18 protein-coding genes are annotated in these 19170 nt (G+C 69.6%); 7 read left to right on the top strand and 11 right to left on the bottom strand.

Going from position 1 to position 19170, the window contains the following annotated elements; translation table 11 throughout:
* Window positions 1-297 precede the first annotated feature (297 nt).
* From dmeF to selD, 3 genes are all read right to left on the bottom strand, one after another.
* Window positions 298-1359, bottom strand: a complete 1062-nt coding sequence (gene dmeF / locus bpln_RS20075) for a CDF family Co(II)/Ni(II) efflux transporter DmeF (RefSeq protein ID WP_055139790.1) — start codon at window positions 1357-1359, stop codon at window positions 298-300.
* A 17-nt stretch (window positions 1360-1376) separates the two neighbouring features.
* On the bottom strand, window positions 1377-1658 hold the full coding sequence (locus tag bpln_RS20070; RefSeq protein ID WP_042627143.1) for a metal/formaldehyde-sensitive transcriptional repressor: 282 nt from the start codon (window positions 1656-1658) through the stop codon (window positions 1377-1379).
* A gap of 130 nt (window positions 1659-1788) precedes the next feature.
* The gene (selD, locus tag bpln_RS20065) at window positions 1789-2847 is read right to left on the bottom strand and encodes a selenide, water dikinase SelD (protein WP_055139789.1); all 1059 of its coding nucleotides are present in this window, start codon (window positions 2845-2847) and stop codon (window positions 1789-1791) included.
* Window positions 2848-3115: 268 nt separating this feature from the next.
* On the opposite strand from selD, the gene bpln_RS20060 reads away from it, so the two are divergent.
* Window positions 3116-3952, top strand: a complete 837-nt coding sequence (locus bpln_RS20060; protein WP_042627141.1) for a DMT family transporter — start codon at window positions 3116-3118, stop codon at window positions 3950-3952.
* Between the two features lie 441 nt (window positions 3953-4393).
* Here the strand turns inward: bpln_RS20060 and bpln_RS35795 are convergent, their stop codons facing one another.
* The gene (locus bpln_RS35795) at window positions 4394-4750 is read right to left on the bottom strand and encodes a type II toxin-antitoxin system VapC family toxin (RefSeq protein WP_148654099.1); all 357 of its coding nucleotides are present in this window, start codon (window positions 4748-4750) and stop codon (window positions 4394-4396) included.
* A 459-nt stretch (window positions 4751-5209) separates the two neighbouring features.
* Between bpln_RS35795 and bpln_RS20055 the strand changes: the two genes are divergently transcribed.
* Window positions 5210-6727 (top strand): DUF7125 family protein, encoded by a 1518-nt coding sequence (locus bpln_RS20055; protein WP_055139788.1) that lies wholly within the window; start codon window positions 5210-5212, stop codon window positions 6725-6727.
* A 34-nt stretch (window positions 6728-6761) separates the two neighbouring features.
* Window positions 6762-7124: a response regulator gene (locus tag bpln_RS20050; protein WP_055139787.1), complete on the top strand. Its 363-nt coding sequence runs from the start codon at window positions 6762-6764 to the stop codon at window positions 7122-7124.
* A gap of 294 nt (window positions 7125-7418) precedes the next feature.
* On the opposite strand, the gene bpln_RS20045 is transcribed toward bpln_RS20050, so the two are convergent.
* The 3 genes from bpln_RS20045 to pdxR all read right to left on the bottom strand — a co-directional run bounded on the left by bpln_RS20045 (window position 7419) and on the right by pdxR (window position 10865).
* Complete coding sequence (locus bpln_RS20045; protein ID WP_055139786.1) at window positions 7419-7964, bottom strand: TIGR00645 family protein; 546 nt, start codon at window positions 7962-7964, stop codon at window positions 7419-7421.
* Window positions 7965-8433: 469 nt separating this feature from the next.
* Window positions 8434-8736: a hypothetical protein gene (locus bpln_RS20040; RefSeq protein WP_055139785.1), complete on the bottom strand. Its 303-nt coding sequence runs from the start codon at window positions 8734-8736 to the stop codon at window positions 8434-8436.
* Window positions 8737-9245: 509 nt separating this feature from the next.
* Window positions 9246-10865: a MocR-like pyridoxine biosynthesis transcription factor PdxR gene (pdxR, locus tag bpln_RS20035; RefSeq protein WP_055139784.1), complete on the bottom strand. Its 1620-nt coding sequence runs from the start codon at window positions 10863-10865 to the stop codon at window positions 9246-9248.
* 129 nt (window positions 10866-10994) lie between these two features.
* Here pdxR and gabT point away from each other — a divergent pair, with 129 nt between their 5' ends.
* Window positions 10995-12278, top strand: coding sequence for a 4-aminobutyrate--2-oxoglutarate transaminase (gabT, locus tag bpln_RS20030; RefSeq protein WP_055139783.1), 1284 nt, complete (start codon window positions 10995-10997; stop codon window positions 12276-12278).
* Window positions 12279-12380: 102 nt separating this feature from the next.
* Complete coding sequence (gene gabD, locus bpln_RS20025; RefSeq protein WP_055139782.1) at window positions 12381-13847, top strand: NADP-dependent succinate-semialdehyde dehydrogenase; 1467 nt, start codon at window positions 12381-12383, stop codon at window positions 13845-13847.
* Window positions 13848-13938: 91 nt separating this feature from the next.
* Here the strand turns inward: gabD and bpln_RS20020 are convergent, their stop codons facing one another.
* The 4 genes from bpln_RS20020 to pcaF form a co-directional block, all read right to left on the bottom strand.
* Entirely contained in the window at window positions 13939-14187 is a 249-nt protein-coding gene (locus tag bpln_RS20020; RefSeq protein WP_055139781.1) for a hypothetical protein, read from the bottom strand.
* Between the two features lie 55 nt (window positions 14188-14242).
* On the bottom strand, window positions 14243-15787 hold the full coding sequence (locus bpln_RS20015) for a methyl-accepting chemotaxis protein (protein WP_042627130.1): 1545 nt from the start codon (window positions 15785-15787) through the stop codon (window positions 14243-14245).
* A 75-nt stretch (window positions 15788-15862) separates the two neighbouring features.
* Window positions 15863-16042 carry a hypothetical protein gene (locus bpln_RS35790; protein ID WP_123863677.1) on the bottom strand — a complete coding sequence of 60 codons (180 nt, stop codon included), beginning with the start codon at window positions 16040-16042 and terminating at the stop codon, window positions 15863-15865.
* Between the two features lie 147 nt (window positions 16043-16189).
* Window positions 16190-17392 (bottom strand): 3-oxoadipyl-CoA thiolase, encoded by a 1203-nt coding sequence (gene pcaF / locus bpln_RS20010; protein WP_042627129.1) that lies wholly within the window; start codon window positions 17390-17392, stop codon window positions 16190-16192.
* Window positions 17393-17644: 252 nt separating this feature from the next.
* On the opposite strand from pcaF, the gene bpln_RS20005 reads away from it, so the two are divergent.
* Both bpln_RS20005 and bpln_RS20000 read left to right on the top strand, forming a co-directional pair.
* Complete coding sequence (locus tag bpln_RS20005) at window positions 17645-18433, top strand: IclR family transcriptional regulator (protein ID WP_055139780.1); 789 nt, start codon at window positions 17645-17647, stop codon at window positions 18431-18433.
* A 154-nt stretch (window positions 18434-18587) separates the two neighbouring features.
* Entirely contained in the window at window positions 18588-19160 is a 573-nt protein-coding gene (locus bpln_RS20000; protein ID WP_042627127.1) for an RNA polymerase sigma factor, read from the top strand.
* Window positions 19161-19170: the final 10 nt, after the last annotated feature.

The following is a 19170-nucleotide window of genomic DNA, read 5'->3' as shown; positions in this document are numbered from 1 at the left end:
GAATGGAGTGGTGAGAACGGCTCCCGGAGACTGCGGAACAGGCTCGCGGTGCCGGGCCCTCCGGCACCGCGAGCAGCGAGTCCGCCGTGCCACGCGGCGGGCACGGCGCGGGCGGCGGCGCGGCATGTGATGCGAGGCCGCACCGGCGCCCGGTGACAAGCATAGCGAAAACGGACGCGGGGGCGCCGGGATGCGCGCAGACGTGGTGGCAGATGCGACGTGTCGGGGAGGATGGCGTTTCGAGGCGAGCCGGCGGTGACGGCCGCGCTGCGCGACGGGCCCCACCGCCGCAGGCCGCTAGCCGCCCGACGCGATCGGCGACATCGCCGCCGACGTGACTTCGACAGTCAGATGCGACAGGCCGTCGACGCCGGCCAGACGCTGGTGATAGAAGCGCGCGTCGCGGCGCGCGCTGCCCGTCACGACCGACAGCGCGGCACTCAGATGGCCGGGGCCGAGGCGCCACAGGTGCAGATCGACCACGGCGTCGCCATCGCCCTCGATCCGCTCGCGGATGCGCGCCGCCAGCGCGGGATCGGGCGTCATGTCGAGCAGCGTCGCGCCGGTGTCGCGGATCAGCACGAACGACCAGTTCGCGATCACGAGCGCGCCGACGATGCCGGCCAGCGGATCCATCCAGTTCCAGCCGAACGCGCGCGCGGCGATCAGGCCCGCGATCGCGAGCACCGATACGACCGCATCACCGATCACGTGCAGATACGCGGCGCGGAAATTGTGGTCGCGCGCGTGGAACGCTTGCTTGCCGTGGCCGGCGGCGTGCGAGTCGGCATGCCCGGCCTGATGCGCGTGGTCCGCATGATCATGATCATGGTCGTGCTCCGCGTGCGGATGCCGGTGATCCTCCGCGTGACCGTGATGCGCATGGCCATGATGCACGCCACCGAGCAGCCACGCGCAACCGAGATTGACGGCGAGCCCGAACACGGCGATCGGAATCGCCTCGCCGAACCGGATCGGCACCGGATCGATCAGCCGCATGATCGCTTCATAGCCGATCAGCAAGGCGATCAGCGCGAGCGCGACGGCGCTCGTGAAACCGGCCAGATCGCCGAGCTTGCCGGTGCCGAACGAGAAGCGCGGATCGTGCGCGTGGCGCCGCGCGTAGGTGTAGGCGAGCGCGGCGATCAGCATCGCGCCGGCGTGCGTCGACATGTGCAGGCCGTCGGCGACGAGCGCGAGTGAACCGAAGCGCCAGCCGCCCGCGATCTCGGCCACCATCGTCAGCGCGCAGAGCCCGATCACGAACCAGGTGCGCCGCTCGCGGCTCGCGTGCGCGGCGCCGAGAAACACATGCTCATGCCGTGCCGGCCCGGACTGCCTGCCCAATGGTTCGTTCATCACACTCCCCCCGCTCCTTACTTGAAGTAACTGTGGACGACCTCGATCAGTTGCTCGGTCGCGCTGCCGCCGGCCTCGTCGGGTTCGGACACCGGCGCATCCATCATGTGACCGCGAATATGCGACTCGAGCACGGCCGCGAGCAGTCCATTCATCGCACCGCGGCAACTTGTCAGTCGCTGCAGCACGTCGTTGCAACCATGCTCTTCCTCGAGCGCGCGTTCGACGGCTTCCAGCTGCCCCTTGATCCGGCGAACCCGGTTCAGCAGCTTCTGCTTGTCCTTGACGGTGTGGCTCATGTTGGGTGTGAATATACCATAGGGGGGTATACCTTTCAGCAAAACCCCGTTGTGAAAACGGGAACCCGACGGGGTTCCCGAGCGAACTTCATGATGCCCGCGGCGGTGCCCGCCACCACGGGCGACACCGTCAGGCGACCTCGATCCGGGCCGGGCCGTCCACCAGTTCACCGATCACGGCGGCCTGCGCGAAACCGTCCGCGTGGAAGCAGGCCAGCACCGCGTCGACCGTGTCGGGCGCGCAGGCCACCAGCAGGCCGCCCGAGGTCTGCGGATCGGTCAGCAGCGCCTGCGCGGTGGCGGGCAGGCCGTCGCCGAGCCGCACGTCGGCGCCATAGGCGGCCCAGTTGCGCCCCGAGGCGCCCGTCACCACGCCGCCCGCGGCGAACGCCTCGACCCCGGCGAGCCACGGCAGCGCCGCATAGCGCACGCGCGCCGTGAGCCCCGCGCCGCGCGCCACCTCGAGCCCGTGCCCGAGCAGGCCGAAGCCCGTCACGTCGGTCATCGCGTGGACGCCCGGCAGCGCGGCCAGCTCGGTGCCGGGCCGGTTGAGCCGGGTGGTCGCGGCGATCATCGCGGCATAGCCGGCAGCGTCGAGCTGGCCCTTCTTCAGCGCCGCCGACAACACGCCGACACCGAGCGGCTTGCCGAGCACCAGCAGGTCGCCCGCGCGCGCGCCGGCGTTGCGCTTGACGCGCGACGGATGGACGATGCCGAGCGCCGCGAGCCCGTAGATCGGCTCGACCGAGTCGATCGAATGGCCGCCCGCCACGGGAATCCCCGCTTCCGCGCAGACCGCTTCGCCGCCCTTGAGCACGGCGGCGATCGTCTCGTGCGGCAGCACGTTGATCGGCATGCCGACCAGCGCGAGCGCGAGGATCGGCTTGCCGCCCATCGCGTAGACGTCGGACAGGGCGTTGGTGGCGGCGATCCGGCCGAAGTCGTAGGGATCGTCGACGATCGGCATGAAGAAATCGGTGGTCGCGACGATCGCCTGTTCGTCGTTGAGCCGGTAGACCGCCGCGTCGTCGGAGGTTTCGGTGCCGACCAGCAGGTCGGGGAACAGCGCGGGCGGCGCGTTGCGCTTGAGCAGCTCGGCGAGCACGCCCGGCGCGATCTTGCAGCCGCAGCCGCCGCCATGCGAGAGGCTGGTCAGACGCGGCGGATTCGATTGCGGGGTGGAATTCATGACGGCGATCCTGGTTGGCGAAGCGCCTATTATCGGCAATCCGCCGCGAACGCGCCTGTCCGCGCGCCTTGCATCCGCAATCGGTGCTTGGCGAAACCGGCCCGGCGCCGGCATAATCCACGTATTGCCGCATTTTGCCTCTCGTTGCCTCATCCCGCGTTTTCCGGTTCGCTGCTTCCGTCCGGTCGGCATCGAGCGGCGCGTCGGCGCTCCCCGGGCCTGGTTTCGCCGCTCATCGTCGTGCGCGCCTTGCGCCGCCCTCACCGCCATGGATCATCTGCTCGTCGCCCTCGTGTTGTTCTCCGCGCTGCTGCACGCGGTCTGGAACGCGTTCCTGCATGTCAGCGAGGATCGCGTGGTCCAGCTCGGCACCATGGCGATTCCGTATCTGGCGGCGGGCGCGGCCGGCGCGCTGTGGCTGCCCCCACCGGCGCCCGGCGCGTGGCCTTACATCGCCGCGTCGGCGCTGCTCGAACTCGGCTATTGCCTCGCGCTGCTGCGCGCCTACCGCAGCGGCGAATTCAGCCAGATCTATCCGATCGCGCGCGGCAGCTCACCGCTGCTGGTCGCGCTGCTGGCGCTGCCCGCGCTCGGCGAGCGGCCGTCGGCCTGGGGCCTCGCCGGCATCGCACTGGTCTCGCTCGGCATCATGTCGCTCGCGCTGCGGCGCGGCCTGCGGCTGTCCGGCGAGAGCGTGCCCTACGCGGTGCTCACCGGCGTGTTCATCGCCGCGTACTCGGTGGTGGACGGCATCGGCGTGCGGCTTGCCGGCAACTCGCTGTCGTATATCTGCTGGGTCTATCTGCTCTGGAACCTGCCGCAGTTCGCGCTCGTCTGCGCGCTGCGCGGCGGCCCGCGGCCGCTGCTGGCCTCGCGCGCCGCGCTCTGGCGCGGGGTGGGCGCCGGCACCTGCGCGCTCGGCGCCTATGCGATCGTCACGCTCGCGTATCGGCACCTGCCGGTGGCCACCGTGTCGGCGCTGCGCGAGACGAGTTCGATCTTCGCGATCGGCATCGGCTGGTTCGCGATGCGCGAGCGACCGACGGCGCGGCGGCTCGCGGCCTGCGTGATGGTGGTGGCGGGGGCGGTGTTGATCCGGATGTGAAACTCGGATGTGAAGCTCGGATGTGCGGCGTGGACGTGAAACGCAGCGACAGGTGCCCGATCTTGCGTGGGCGGGCAGACCGGGGCATCGTCGGTTGGTGGTGACACGGGTGGCACCGGTCTCGCGCGCGACGGGGCAATGGCCCGCGCCAGGTTCGCAGGCCGCCACGGCAAATGCCGGACAGTCGACGCGCAGCGGCGAACACGCTCGCCGGCACGCACACGGTAGCGAAACGGTACGAAACTCGGGCAGGTCGCGCGCTCGTGACCACCATCCATCGACCGTTTCAATCCGGTCGACTCGATGCAATGACAACGCGCCCGACGTCGAACCGGCATGGCCCCCGCACCGCGAACTCGACACAGGACCGTCGGTACGTTGCCGGTTGCATGACCCCGCAGTTCGCCTTCGCCGCGATGTGTTCCATGCCGCTCCGTTGCCTCAATCCCTCATCCGCTTTTCGATCTCGATGCGCCGGTAATCGGCAAAGCCGCGCTCGTTGTTGGTCGCCGGCGTCATATCCGGCGCGGCGGCGTGTGCGGCGAACAGTGTGTCGGGAGCGTCGTTTCCCCGATCCCGCGCGGCCTCGCGCATCGGCTCATGGGCCTCACCTCGGCGGCGTCGAACGGCACCGCGGGATTGTGGCGCGCGCTGCGTGGAGGCTGCCGCGCCGCATTCGGGTCCGCCAGAAGAGATCGCGGACCCGCCCCCACCTCCGACATGGCACCACGCGAATCGCTGCGCGACGGCTTCGGGCCAATGCTTTGGCAGGTGGCAGTGCGCGGTCGTGTCGAGCATGAAGCGCGACCTCCCGCTCGAACTCGGCCGGCTCGAGCCCGCTGCACCCCCTCGGCACGAAGTCTGACCTGGAGGTCGCAAACCGCTTGAGCCCACCGGCCAGCGGCCGACGCACCAAGCGCAGACGAATCATCGACGCGCCCGATTTCGGCTTCGACGCCGCTCCACTGCCCGGGCGAGACCGGCGGAAATGCGCACGGCTCGCGAGTTGCCGTGCCGGCAAGCGCGAGCCCATGCACCCCGGATCCCGCACGGTCACAACGAACTTGCGGCAGCCGCGTGCCGTCCGCGGCCCGTTTCTTGCGCACTTCGAGCAGGACTGGAGAACCGGCTGTCTGGAGCATCTTCGCGGCCCGAAGATGCGATCGGCCTGTAGTTTTTACAGAAACCCGAGCGAACGGCACGCCGCCCGCGCTTGCGTTCGCATCCTGAAGCCCTCGCGCAAACAGGTGACTGCACATGACATTAGACGACTCGAGACACCGCCCCCCGCATCGAAGTCCGGATTCCGCGCCGTCCGATGACGGATCGGCATCCCCCGACATCGAGCCATTGGAAAACGTGGAGACGGGCGTGCCGGGCTTCGACGAGATCCTCGGCGGCGGCTTCGTGCGTGGCGGCCTTTATCTGATCGAGGGGATGGCCAGCGCGGGCAAGACCATCCTGTCGAGCCAGATCGGCTTCCATCGCGTGCGCCAGGGCGACCGCGTGCTCTACATGACGCTGATCGCCGAGTCGCACGACAAGCTGCTCGGCCACCTGCGCGCGCTCGATTTCTTCGATCCGGCCGCCGTCGCGCAGAAGATGATGTTCGTGTCGGGTTATCACGAACTGATGCAGGACGGCCTCGACGGCTTCCTGAGGCTGATCGCGGCGAGCCTCGCGAACTACCGGCCCGGCCTGCTGATCGTGGACGGCTTTCGCAGCGCGCGCGAATTCAGCGAAACCGAGCTGTCGCTGTCGAAGTTCATCCACGAGCTGAACGCGCTGGTGGCCGCGATGGGCTGCACCACGCTGCTGCTCGCGCCGCTGTCGGGCAACGAGCCGCATCCCGAGCACACGCTGGTGGACGGCCTGATCGAGCTGAACCGCTATACCGACGGCGGCATGCGCCGCGCGCGCGAGATCGAGGTCCACAAGATGCGCGCGCGCAACCACCTGCTGGGCCGCCACTTCTTCCGGATCACCTCGGGCGGCCACGCGATGTACCCGCGTCTCGAGGCGCGCTTCGCGAACCTCGAGGACGAGCGCGACCTGCACCAGCGGCTCGATACCGGCCTGCCGCATCTCGACCACCTGCTCGGCGGCGGCTTCGTGCGTGGATCCGTCACCACGGTGATGGGGCCGTCCGGGGTCGGCAAGACGCTGCTCGCGCTGCAGTTCCTGAAGGCCGGCGTCGCGCGCGACGAGAAGGTGGTCTACCTCGGCTTCTACGAATCGCCGCAGCGGCTGATCGGCAAGGCCGAGACGGTCGGCATCCGGCTGCGCGAGGCATTCGCCGACGGGCGCCTGTCGATGCAGTGGCAGCCGGCCGTCGAGCTCGAGGTGGACGAACTGGCCGCCAACACGCTCGCGCTGATCCAGCGGCTCGGCGCCTCCCGGCTCGTGATCGACGGCATGGAGGGGTTTCGCGATTCCGCGCTGCGCCCGGCACGCTTCGGCCTGTTCCTGAACGCGTTCACCCATGCATTACGCGACGCCGGCGTCACCATGCTGGTGATCGAGGAACTGCCGCTCTATCCGGAACCGTCGAACGGCAGGAGCGATCGGCTCTGCGCGCTGGCCGAGAACCTGATCGTGCTGCACTACGCCGACAGCGACGGCCAGTTGCGACGCACGTTATCGGTGGTCAAGCAGCGCGAGAGCGCCCACGACACTTCGGTGCGCGAGCTTGCCATCACACCGGAAGGTCTGGGCATCGCGGACGGACCAACGCTCTTCCCCACGCCTGGCGTATTCCCCGCGAAGGGGCGATGAGCCCGAATCGCCATGGAACGGACACTAGCGACAGATGAAAACAATCCTGCTTGTAGACGACGAATTCGATGTGCTGGTGGTGTGGCGCCTGCTCTTGACGCAGGCCGGCTATCGCGTACTCACGGCGCCCAACGGCGTGGCGGCGCTCGAGGCAATCAGGGCGCAACGGCCGGATCTGGTCGTGACCGACTTCATGATGCCGGAGATGTCGGGAGCGGACGTGTGCGCCGCCCTGGCGGCCGAACCGGCATGGCGCGACGTACCGATCATCCTCTGCAGTTCGCGCGACGATATCCCGCCGCAGCCGAATTCGCTGATCGCCTACGCACGCAAGCCGCTCGCTTTTGATCGACTTCTCAAGATGATAGGAGACCTGCTGGAAGGGAAATCGTCATGACGATTCGCGCGCCGTTTCCACGCCGGGCGTAAGGCACGGGTGTGACGCCGCGGCCCGCGTCGGCACGCTGCGAGGCGGCGCATGCCCGCTCGCGTCGCAAGGCCGGCATGGCCAGGGCATCGCCGCGCGAAGCCGGCGGCCCCGCGCGTGATGGCGGAAGGCCGTCGCCGCTGCGGCGCTGTCTTCACGGCTGCCTGCCGCCGCCGGCAGCGCGGCCCGGTCCGCGACGCGGCTGCTGCGCGGCCGCCGTCGACACGGTCCCGTCGAGCGCGCGGCGCGCATGAATCGTCCGACTCACTTGATCGCGCGGGTCTTGGCGGTGATCCAGTCCATCCCCGCGAGCAGGACCGCGGACAACACGAAAGTCATATGCACAGCGATCCCCCAGACGATCGTCGTCAGCCCGACCTTGTCGAGCGACAGGAATCCCCGCAGCACCTCGATCGCCGATATCGCCACGATCGACGCCATCAGTTTCAGCTTGATGTCGGTGAATCCGACATGGCCGATCCATTCCGGCGTGTCCTCATGACCACCGAGCTTCAGCCGGGACACGAAACTCTGATAACCGCCGAATATGATCATGAGCAGCAGGTTGGCCATCAGCGAGAGGTCGACGAGCGACAGCACCCCCAGGATGACGTCTTCGACTTCACTGCCGAGCAGCGTCGTGGCCAGATGCCAGAACTCCTGGCAAAACTTGATCAGCAACATGACCATCCCGAGCGCCAGGCCCGCGTAGATCGGTGCCAGCACCCAGCGGCTCGCGAACAGACCGTGTTCGAACAGCCTCTCGACGACATTCGACGCATGCCCTTCTGTTTTTTCCGTTGGTCGCATTATCTTCCTCGATACCGGCGTGCCGGTTGTTTCGTCGATGTCGGCGCGCCGACGTTTTCCGTTGCGGCCAGCCCGGCCCGCCGATGCGATTCAACCGGGCACGCGAGCCCTGGCCCGCGGGGCCACCTCGGTCGAGCCGGAAACCTGGGCCGCCACCCCGATCCGCACCGGCCCCGCCGCATCGAGCACGGCAACGGCTGCCGCGCGCGGGAGACGCAAGCCGCCCCGGGGGGACAGCCCGGAGACGGTCGATGTCTGGAAGGGTATACCGAGCGAGGTCGCCGTGGTCGATGAATTTGGAGCGACATGCCCCCGGCCCGCTCTCAACCGGCGCCCGCGCGGTCCGGGAACGTTCCGGCACGCCGGGCTGGCCGGGGGGCGTGGGGCGTGTGGGCGCGACTTCGACTATGCCGGCATGGGCGTGCCGGGCCAAGCCGCCGCCGGTGCCGCGAGGCGCGGGAGACTCGCGTCAGCGGGCCGCCAGGTCTCGCAACGTGGCGCGGCTGCCCTCGCGCGGCGCGAGCGGGGACGCGACCGGCGACACGGCCGGCTCGCCGTCGCCCGTGCCGAATGCGACAGCCCCGGCCGCGCCCGCTTCGCCGCCCTGCCCGGCCTCGGATTCGCCTTGCAAGTGCGCGATCGTCTCCGGGGTGATGTGATGCGGATACAGCGTCCATGCACAGGGCAGGAACCATTGCGGTTTCAGCAGGACGGCCAGGCCGAACACCAGAAACACCAGCGCCATGCAGAGCCAGAGCGTCTTCAATTCCATAGGAGTCCAAATTCAATGCATGCGTCGATACCGATGCATCGCAAGATGCGGATACGCCGTTTCATCGACAGGATCATGACGAAGCCGGAAACGTCGTGCCGCGCTGCGAGGCGCAGCGGCGCACGAGCCGGCAAAACCGCGAGACGGGCAGCGCGCCGCCGGGCTTCGCAAGGCCGCCGTGGCACCGATGATGCATGGCGATGCAGCCGTGCGGGGCGGATCGATCGCGCGTGATCCGCCGCGCCGCAAACCGTGCCACAAGCATAGCGGCACGCAAGCGCCGCCTGCTTGACCTGGTTCGGGTCGACACCGGGCGCCACGCCGGCAACGACGGCCAACCGCATTGGAATTGCGCGGCGTCATCCATCGTCGCCGGCATCGCGACGGGCGGATCGTTGCACGCGAAGCCGTCCCGCTCCGAAACCGGAGGACCGGTTTTCAGCACGGAACGGGCACGCCGCCACGTTCATTCCATCGCAACACGCCCGGCAACCGGCACGGCGATCCGCTCACCCGTCGCGCCGGGCGAACACAACTTCATCAATCGCCTGCGCGAGCGTGTCGAACGCCGCGCCGATCTCGTCCTCGTGGACGCAGGCGTAGCCGAGCAGCAGCCCCGGCGCCGCACGCGACGCATCGGCGTAATAGCCCGACAGCGCGCGCACCACGATGTTGCGTTCGAGCGCCGCGCGCGCGACCGCGTGATCATCGGCGCCGTCGGGCAGGCGCATCACGAGATGCAGCCCCGCATCGCCGCCCATCGCCGGCAGCGCGTCGCCGTAGCGGCGCGCGAGCACGTCGAGCAGGGTCTGGCGGCGCAGCCCGTAAAGCGCGCGCATCTTGCGGATATGCGACACGAAATGGCCTTCGGCGATGAACTCGGCCAGCACCGCCTGCTGCAGCAGCTGCCCTTCGCGATAGAGCTCGGCGCTCGCGGTGGCGAAGCTCTCGGCGAGCGGCTCCGGCGCGACCAGATAGCCGACGCGCAGCCCCGGGAACAGCGTCTTGCCGAAGCTGCCCACGTAGATCACCTGCCCGCTCGTGTCGAGCCCCTGCAGCGACGCGAGCGGCCGGCTGCCGTAGCGGAACTCGCTGTCGTAGTCGTCCTCGATGATCCAGGCGCCGTGCTGGCGTGCGTATTCGAGCAGCATGCGCCGCCGTGCGAGACTCATCACCATGCCGAGCGGATACTGATGCGAGGGCGTGACGAGCATCAGCTTCGGCGGCGCCGCGAGATCGGCGGCGCCGGGCGCGATGCCCTCGTCGTCGACGGCGATCGGCCGCGTGGTCAGCCCCGACACCTGCAGCACGCTGCGCATGCCCCAGTAGCACGGGTCCTCGGTCCAGATCGCGTCGCCGGGATCGGTCAGCAGCCGCACCGCCAGATCGATCGACTGGTGGATGCCGGTGGTGATCACGATCTGTTCGGGCGTGCAGCGCACCGAGCGCGAGGTGCGCAGGTAATCGGCCAGCGCCTCGCGCAGCGAGGCGAGGCCGCCGCCCGGCGCATAGGTCAGCAGGTCGGGGCGCAGGCGCCGCCAGTACTTGTTGTGCAGGCGCATCCAGACGCGCGCCGGGAAGCGCGACACGTCGGGCACGCCGGGCATGAACGCGCCGCCCTGGCGCTTCGACACGCCCGCGCCGGCCACCAGCCGCGCGCCGCGCACCGACAGCGCCCCGGCCGCCGAGCGCACCGGCGGCGGTGCCGGCGAACCGCCCGCACCGCCCGGGTTCGCCGCGACATCGGCCGCCGCCGCGCCCGCCCCTGCCCGCCCCGGCCGCCGCGCCCCCGCGCCGCCGCCCTTGCCGCCCGCGCCGCCGCCCGCTTCGTCCCGCTCGGCCGCGCCGACGATCTCGTCCGGCGAACTGTCGGCCACGAACGTGCCGCGCCCGGTGGCCGAGGTCACGTAGCCCTCCAGCACCAGTTGCTCGTAGACCTGCGTGACGGTATTGCGCGCGATCCCGAGTTCGGCCGCGAGCAGCCGCGACGACGGCACCCGCGTGCCGGCCGGCAGTTCGCGCGACAGGATCGCCTGCTGCAGCAGCCGGTGCAGCTGACGGTAGATCGGCTGCGCGCCGTCTCGCACGAGGCGCTGCGCCAGCCAGTCGGACAACACGCTCGCGCGCACAATTGGCTCCTATAGATTTACCAGAATGGCTCTGATTTCCAGAGCCAAAGTTGATTATAGTCAAGTCCGTCGGAGGCCCCCCGCGCCCCTTGTTTTGACCGAGTCGAGTCGACCGGAAGGAGATATCCCGTGAAGAATGCCGATCTGCAAGCCCGCAAGAATGCCGCCACCCCGCGCGGCGTCGGCGTGATGTGCGATTTCTACGCCGCGCGCGCCGAGAACGCCGAACTGTGGGACGTCGAGGGCCGCCGCTTCATCGACTTCGCGGCCGGCATCGCGGTGATGAACACGGGCCACCGCCATCCGAAGCTGGTCAAGGCGATCGCCGCGCAACTCGAGCAGTTCACGCACACGGCCTACCAGATCGTCCCCTACGCGTCCTACGTCGAGCTGGCCGAGAAGATCATCGCGCGCGCGCCGGGCAGCTTCGCGAAGAAGGCCGCGTTCTTCACGACCGGCGCCGAAGCCGTCGAGAACGCCGTCAAGATGGCGCGCGCGTTCACCGGCCGCCCCGGCGTGATCGCGTTCGCGGGCGGCTTCCACGGCCGCACCATGATGGGCATGGCGCTGACCGGCAAGGTCGCGCCGTACAAGCTGAACTTCGGGCCGTTCCCGGGCGACGTGTTCCACGCGCCCTACCCGAACGCGCTGCACGGCGTGAGCGTGGCCGACTCGCTGAAGGCGATCGACCTGCTGTTCAAGGCCGACATCGATCCGAAGCGCGTGGCCGCGATCATCTTCGAGCCGGTGCAGGGCGAAGGCGGCTTCTACGCGGCGCCGGCCGATTTCGTGCGCGGCCTGCGCGGGATCTGCGACGAACACGGGATCGTGCTGATCGCCGACGAAGTGCAGACCGGTTTCGCGCGCACCGGCAAGCTGTTCGCGATGCAGCACCACGACGTGCTGCCCGACCTCACCACCATGGCCAAGAGCCTCGCGGGCGGCATGCCGCTGTCGGGCGTGGTCGGCCGCGCCGACGTGATGGACGCGGCGGCGCCGGGCGGCCTCGGCGGCACCTACGCGGGCAACCCGCTCGCGGTGGCCGCGGCGCACGCGGTGCTCGACATCATCGACGAGGAACGGCTCGAAGCGCGCGCCGTCGCGCTCGGCGACAAGCTCAAGGCGAAGCTGCTGGCGCTTCGGCCCGAGGTGCCGCAAATCGTCGACGTGCGCGGCCCGGGCGCGATGGTGGCCGTCGAGTTCTTCAAGGCCGGCACGCGGGAGCCGGACGCGGACTTCACCAAGCGCGTGCAGGCGCGCGCGCTCGAACGCGGGCTGCTGCTGCTGATCTGCGGCGTCCATTCGAACGTGATCCGCTTCCTGTTCCCGCTGACGATCCAGGACGCCGTGTTCGACGAAGCGCTCGGCATCCTCGACGAAGTGCTGAAGGAAACCGTCGGCGTCGCCGCCTGAGGCCAACCCACCCAGGGCAGGTGACCTGCCTTGCATCCGCCACGCCGCGTCCGTTCATTCGTCCGGGACGCGGCGTTTTGCATCGGTTTCACGGGACATCACATGAGCACCGCATTCACCTCCGCACTGAAGGACCCGTCGCTGTTCCGTCAGCAGGCCTATTTCGCCGGCGAATGGCAGGACGCCGCGACCGGCGCCGCGTTCGAGGTCCGCAACCCCGCTACCGGCGAGCTGATCGGCACCGCGCCGCTGGCCGGCGCGGCCGAGACGCGCCGCGCGATCGAGGCGGCCAACGCCGCCTGGCCGGCGTGGCGCAAGCGCACCGCGAAGGAGCGCGCCGCGATCCTGCGCAAGTGGTACGAGCTGATGCTCGCGCACGCCGACGACCTCGCGCTGATCCTCACCACCGAGCAGGGCAAGCCGCTCGCCGAGGCGAAGGGCGAGATCCAGTACGCCGCGTCGTTCATCGAGTGGTTCGCCGAGGAAGGCAAGCGCGTGTACGGCGACACGATCCCGACGCCGGCCGGCGACAGGCGCATCGTGGTGGTCAAGGAGCCGGTGGGGGTCTGCGCGGCGATCACGCCGTGGAATTTCCCGGCCGCGATGATCACGCGCAAGGCCGGCCCGGCGCTCGCGGCCGGCTGCCCGATCGTGGTCAAGCCGGCCGAGGCCACGCCGTTCTCGGCGCTCGCGCTGGCCGTGCTGGCCGAGCGCGCGGGCGTGCCGGCCGGTGTGTTCAGCGTGGTGACGGGCGAGCCGAAGGCGATCGGCGGCGAGCTGACCGGCAACCCCACGGTGCGCAAGCTCTCGTTCACGGGCTCCACGCCGATCGGCCGGCTGCTGATGGCGCAGTGCGCGCCGACCGTCAAGAAGGTCTCGCTCGAACTGGGCGGCAACGCGCCATTCATCGTGTTCGACGACGCCGACCTGGACGCGGCCGTGGCCGGCGCGATCGCCTCGAAGTACCGCAACAGCGGCCAGACCTGCGTCTGCACCAACCGCTTCTACGTCCACGACAAGGTCTACGACGCGTTCGCCGACAAGCTGCGCGCGGCCGTCGGGCAGCTCAAGGTCGGCCGCGGCACCGAGGCCGGCGTGGCGCAAGGCCCGCTGATCAACGAGGCGGCCGTGCTGAAGGTGGAGGCGCATATCGAGGACGCGCTCGCCAGGGGCGCGCGCGTGACCACCGGCGGCAAGCGCCACGCGCTCGGCCACGGCTTCTTCGAGCCGACCGTGCTGACCGGCGTCACGTCCGACATGAAGGTCGCGAGGGAGGAAACCTTCGGCCCGCTCGCGCCGCTGTTGCGCTTCACCTCGGACGACGAGGTGGTGGCGCTCGCGAACGACACCGAGTTCGGCCTCGCCGCCTACTTCTACAGCCGCGACATCGGCCGCGTCTGGCGCGTGGCCGAGGCGCTCGAGTACGGCATGGTGGGCATCAACACCGGGCTGATCTCGAACGAGGTCGCGCCGTTCGGCGGCGTCAAGCAGTCGGGGATGGGCCGCGAGGGCTCGCACTACGGGATCGACGACTACGTCGTGATCAAGTATCTGTGCATGGGGGTGTGAGCCTCGGGGGTGAGCCGGCCACTCCGTCACCGATGCGGCGGCTACGGCAGATACGAAACGCCTTCGCGCAGCAGGCCGCGAAGGCGTTTTTTCATGGCGCGCGCGCCGCGCCCGCTTCATCGGCCGCGCCCACGGCCACCGCGTGCAGCCAGCCGAAGTGGCGCATCGCCTCCTCGATCGCGGCGCGCCACTGTTCGGGGCACGACTTGATCCGGATCGAGGTGCGCCGGCTCTTTACCGGCAGTCCGTTCAGTTCCTTCACATGCGCGATCCAGGCGCTCTGCGCGTCGATGCCGTAGCGCTCCTTCACGAACGCCTGAATGTCCCGATAGGTTGCCATCCTCGTGTCCCCGGTGCGATGGCGCGAGCCGGCCGATCCGGCTGCGCGTGCAGGTTCAGCGGAACACGCCGACCGCGTCGACCAGCGAGGTGGCCTGCTGGCGCAGGCTCTCGGAGGCGGCCGCGCTCTGCTCGACGAGCGCCGCGTTCTGCTGCGTGATGTTGTCGAGGTCGATCACCGCGCGATCGACCTGCTCCACGCCTACGCTCTGTTCGGAGGTGGACGAGCTGATCTCGGCGATCAGGTCCGCCACGCGCTTGACCTGGAGGACGAGGTCGTCCATCGCGCGGCCCGCGTCATCCACGCGCCGCGCGCCCGACGCCACGCGCTCGACGCTGTTCTCGATCAGCGTCTTGATCTCCTTGGCCGCGTTCGCGCTGCGCTGCGCGAGCGCGCGCACCTCGCCCGCCACCACCGCGAAGCCGCGCCCCTGCTCGCCGGCCCGCGCGGCTTCCACCGCCGCGTTCAGCGCCAGGATGTTGGTCTGGAACGCGATGCCGTCGATCACGCCGATGATGTCGGCGATGCGCCGCGAGCTGTCGGTGATCTCGTTCATGGTGCCGACGATCTCGCCCACCGAATGGCCGCCGCGCGCGGCCGCGTCGCTGGCCGACACCGCGAGCTGGTTCGCCTGCGAGGCGGTGGCCGCGTTGTTCGATACCGTGGCCGTCATCTCGGCCATCGACGAGGCGGTCTGCTGCACGGCGGTGGCCGCCTGCTCGGTGCGCGCGCTCAGGTCGTTGTTGCCCTGCGCGATCTCGCTGCTCGCGCGCTGCACGTTCAGCACCTGCTCGCTGACGTCGTCCACCAGCCAGCGGAACATCAGCCCGAGCTGGTCGATCGTGCGCAGCGTCATGCCGATCTCGTCGACGCGCGTGACGGCCGGGCCGCTGCGGTTCTCGCCGGTCGCCACGTCCAGCGCGCGCTGCCGCACCGCGCGCAGCGGCTGCGCGATCTGCACGTCGAGCCAGGCCGCGACGAGGCCCGCGGCCACCGCCGCGGAGCCCGCCACGCCCGCCAGCGCCGCGCCCGTCACGCCGCTCGCCCAGGCGCCGGCCGCCACCACCGGCACCAGCGCGACGAGCGGCCCGTACATCCGCGTGCGTACCGAGATCGTCTTCAGCAGCGAGCCGAGTCGGCCGATCCCGCCGCGCACCACCAGCCCCTTGTAGAAACGCCGCCCGCGCGTGCGGCCCTCGCGGAAATCGGCGTAGAGCGCCTCGGCCCCCTCGATCTCCTCGCGTGACGCCTTGGTGCGCACCGACATGTAGCCCTGCGGCTGGCCGTTGCGCATCAGCGGCACCGCGTTGGCGCGCACCCAGTAGTGATCGCCGTTCTTGCGGCGGTTCTTGACGAGCGCCATCCACGGCTCGCCGCCCTGGATGGTGGCCCACATGTCCGCGAACGCCTCGCGCGGCATGTCCGGATGGCGGACGACGTTGTGCGGCGAGCCCACGATCTCCTCGGCCGAGTAGCCGCTGATCTGGACGAACGTGGCGTTCGCGTAGGTGATCGTGCCGTTGGCGGTGGTCGTCGACATCAGCGTCGAGTCTTCCGGGAATTCGTATTCGTGCTGCGTGACCGGCTGGTTATTGCGCATTCGCTGCTCCGGGGCACGGCGCGCGCGGCCGTGTCTTCTCTTTGGGTCGGTGTCGGGGTCGGCCGCCGGCGCGTCTCATCGCGCCGCGACGGCCACGGGCCTATCTTCTTTTTTGACGGCAGCCGGAGCCAAAACCTTACCCTTTCCGGGCAAAAACATGTCAAAACCATCCTGTTTTTGATTCACGTCAAGGGAAATTGATTTTTTGCAGACAGATGTTGCCTGCGCGGCCTGGATGTTGGGCCGGATCTTCAAGCTGGGCGCGAGATCCGGCCGCCGGCGCGAAACCATGAAAAAACGGCAGCCGGGCCAGGGAGGCGGGCTGCCGTCGAGCGCCGCGCGAACGCGGACGAGGGGAAATCGACGAGAAGGAGGGGAGCGGGCGGCGCCGCCGCCCCGGGCTCAGACGCGCTCGATCGCGAGCGCGATGCCCTGGCCGACGCCGATGCACATCGTGCAGAGCGCGAAGCGGCCGTGGGTGCGGTGCAGCTGATACATCGCCGTGGTCACGAGCCGCGCGCCCGAGGCGCCGAGCGGGTGGCCGAGCGCGATCGCGCCGCCGTTCGGGTTCACGCGCGGATCGTCGTCGCCCACGCCGAGCAGGCGCAGCACCGCGAGGCCCTGCGAGGCGAACGCCTCGTTCAGCTCGATCACGTCGAACTGGTCGATCGTCATGCCGAGCCGCGCGAGCAGCTTCTGGGTGGCCGGCGCCGGGCCGATGCCCATCACGCGCGGCGCGACGCCGGCGGTGGCGATGCCGAGGATCCGCGCACGCGGCACCAGGCCGTGGCGCTTCGCGTTCTCCTCGTTGGCCACCAGCAGCGCGCAGGCGCCGTCGTTGACGCCCGAGGCGTTGCCGGCCGTCACGGTGCCGTCCGGGCGCACCACGCCCTTGAGCTTCGCGAGCGCTTCGAGCGAGGTCTCGCGCGGATGCTCGTCGCGCGAGACCACCAGCGGGTCGCCCTTCTTCTGCGCGATCGTGACCGCGACGATTTCCTGCGCGAGCGAGCCGTCCTGCTGCGCGCGCGCCGCCTTCTGCTGGCTGCGCAGCGCGAACGCGTCCTGGTCGGCGCGGCTCACCGCGTAGTCGGTCGCGACGTTCTCGCCCGTCTCCGGCATCGAATCGACGCCGTATTGCTGCTTCATCAGCGGGTTCACGAAACGCCAGCCGATGGTCGTGTCGAAGATCTCGGCCTGGCGCGAGAACGCGCTGCTCGCCTTGCCCATCACGAACGGCGCGCGGCTCATGCTCTCCACGCCGCCCGCGATCATCAGGCCGGCCTCGCCGGACTTGATGGCGCGCGCGGCGATGCCGATCGCGTCCATGCCCGAGCCGCACAGCCGGTTCACGGTCGAGCCCGGCACGGCCTGCGGCAGGCCCGCCAGCAGCGCCGACATGCGCGCCACGTTGCGGTTGTCCTCGCCGGCCTGGTTCGCGCAGCCGTAGATCACGTCGTCGATCGCGGCCCAGTCGACGTCGCGGTTGCGCTCGACGAGCGCCTTGATCGGCACCGCGCCGAGATCGTCGGCCCGGACGCCCGACAGCGCGCCGCCGTATCGCCCGATCGGGGTGCGGATCGCGTCGCAGAGGAATGCATCGGTCATGGTTGTCTCCGGAACATCATCGGAAGGGGCGCGCACCGGAAGGCTCGCGGCGGGGCGCCGGGGTTGCGTCAAAATGTTCTTTATACGAACATAAGATCGAATATCGAACGAGTGACGTGATCATAGGGAGCGGGCCGGGGGCATGTCAAGCTTGCGGGTGGCGGCCGCGCATGTCGCCGCCCATGCCGCCGCGGTTGGCGCGACCCGACCCCATGCGCTACTCTCTAGCGTTGCACGACCTTGCCCCGACTCATGAGCACCGACGACCTTCAGGCCAAACCCGGCGATTCCTATGTCCAGTCGTTCGCGCGCGGCCTCGCCGTGATCCGCGCGTTCGACGCCGAACATCCCGAGCAGACGCTGACCGAGGTTGCCGCCGCCACCGGCCTCACGCGCGCCGGCGCGCGGCGCATCCTGCTGACGTTGCAGACGCTCGGCTACGTGGAGGCCGACGGCCGGCTGTTCCGGCTCACGCCGAAGATCCTCGATCTGGGCTTCGCGTACCTGACCTCGATGCCGTTCTGGAACCTCGCCGAGCCGGTGATGGAGCAGCTGTCCGCGCGCATCCACGAAAGCTGTTCGGCGGCCGTGCTCGACCGCACCGAGATCGTCTACGTGCTGCGCGTGCCGACCCACAAGATCATGACCATCAACCTGTCGATCGGCAGCCGGCTGCCGGCCTACTGCACGTCGATGGGGCGCGTGCTGCTGTCCTCGCTCGACGAGGCCGCGCTCGACGAGGTGCTCGCGCGCAGCCCGATCGCGGCGCACACGCCGCGCACGCTGACCGATCCGGCCGCGCTGAAGGCCGAGATCGCCACCGTGCGCAAGCAGGGCTGGGCGATCGTCGACCAGGAACTCGAGGGCGGGCTGATCTCGCTGTCGGCGCCGATCCGCAACCGCCGCGGCAAGGTGATCGCGGCGATGAACATCAGCGGCAACGCCCAGCGGCATACGGCGAGACAAATGGTAAAGGAATTCCTCGAACCGCTGCTGGAAGCCTCGCAGATGGTATCGGCGCTGGTGGCGCGGCGCGGCTAGGGAAGCCGCGCGGGCGGCGTCCGGCTGCCCGCTCCTCCTCACACTCCCCTCTTCCGCCGACGCGCGAATCGCTCTCGTTCCCCCCACCCGAAAATTTTCGGCGAAGTGGCCGCCCGCGCCACAATATTTCCCTTCCTGATTCGTCAACACGGGTATGGAACCGCCGCCCACCCCGCCCCCGCCGACCGCGCAGGACCGTGAAATCGCCGACGCCGTCGCCCGCGAGCGGCCGAGGCTGCGCAATTTCATCCGCCGGCGCGTGCTCGACCAGGACGAGGCCGAGGACATCCTGCAGGACGTGTTCGAGGAGATGGTCGAGGCGTACCGGCTGCCGGAGTCGATCGAGCAGATCGGCGCGTGGCTGTTTCGCGTCGCACGCAACCGGATCATCGACCGCTTCCGCAAGAAGAAGGAGGCGCCGCTGCCCGAGCCCGCCGGCGACGACGACGAGGCCTGCCGGCTCGACCTCGCGCTGCCCGCCTCGACCGACGGCCCGGAGGCCGCCTACGAACGCGCCGCGCTGCTCGACACGCTGCGCGCCGCGCTCGACGAGCTGCCGCCCGGCCAGCGCGAGGTGTTCATCGCCCACGAACTCGACGGGCGCAGTTTCAAGGAGCTGGCCGCGGCCACCGGCACGAGCGTCAACACGCTGCTGGCCCGCAAGCGGTACGCGGTGCTGCATCTGCGCAAGCGACTGCAGCCCGTCTACGACGAATTCGGAAATTGAAGCAAAGGAG

The organism is Burkholderia plantarii (assembly GCF_001411805.1).
GTDB classification, from domain to species: Bacteria; Pseudomonadota; Gammaproteobacteria; order Burkholderiales; family Burkholderiaceae; genus Burkholderia; species Burkholderia plantarii.
This window is presented reverse-complemented; position numbering and strand designations above follow the sequence as displayed.

Coding starts and splice junctions, on each gene's coding strand:
- bpln_RS20070 (WP_042627143.1), bottom strand. CDS start 1,658: ATGAGCCACACCGTCAAGGACAAGCAGAAGCTGCTGAACCGGGTTCGC.
- bpln_RS20060 (WP_042627141.1), top strand. CDS start 3,116: ATGGATCATCTGCTCGTCGCCCTCGTGTTGTTCTCCGCGCTGCTGCAC.
- bpln_RS20020 (WP_055139781.1), bottom strand. CDS start 14,187: ATGGCAACCTATCGGGACATTCAGGCGTTCGTGAAGGAGCGCTACGGC.
- dmeF (WP_055139790.1), bottom strand. CDS start 1,359: ATGAACGAACCATTGGGCAGGCAGTCCGGGCCGGCACGGCATGAGCAT.
- bpln_RS20055 (WP_055139788.1), top strand. CDS start 5,210: ATGACATTAGACGACTCGAGACACCGCCCCCCGCATCGAAGTCCGGAT.
- bpln_RS20000 (WP_042627127.1), top strand. CDS start 18,588: ATGGAACCGCCGCCCACCCCGCCCCCGCCGACCGCGCAGGACCGTGAA.
- bpln_RS20015 (WP_042627130.1), bottom strand. CDS start 15,787: ATGCGCAATAACCAGCCGGTCACGCAGCACGAATACGAATTCCCGGAA.
- selD (WP_055139789.1), bottom strand. CDS start 2,847: ATGAATTCCACCCCGCAATCGAATCCGCCGCGTCTGACCAGCCTCTCG.
- bpln_RS20040 (WP_055139785.1), bottom strand. CDS start 8,736: ATGGAATTGAAGACGCTCTGGCTCTGCATGGCGCTGGTGTTTCTGGTG.
- pcaF (WP_042627129.1), bottom strand. CDS start 17,392: ATGACCGATGCATTCCTCTGCGACGCGATCCGCACCCCGATCGGGCGA.
- bpln_RS20005 (WP_055139780.1), top strand. CDS start 17,645: ATGAGCACCGACGACCTTCAGGCCAAACCCGGCGATTCCTATGTCCAG.
- bpln_RS35795 (WP_148654099.1), bottom strand. CDS start 4,750: ATGCTCGACACGACCGCGCACTGCCACCTGCCAAAGCATTGGCCCGAA.
- gabD (WP_055139782.1), top strand. CDS start 12,381: ATGAGCACCGCATTCACCTCCGCACTGAAGGACCCGTCGCTGTTCCGT.
- bpln_RS20050 (WP_055139787.1), top strand. CDS start 6,762: ATGAAAACAATCCTGCTTGTAGACGACGAATTCGATGTGCTGGTGGTG.
- bpln_RS20045 (WP_055139786.1), bottom strand. CDS start 7,964: ATGCGACCAACGGAAAAAACAGAAGGGCATGCGTCGAATGTCGTCGAG.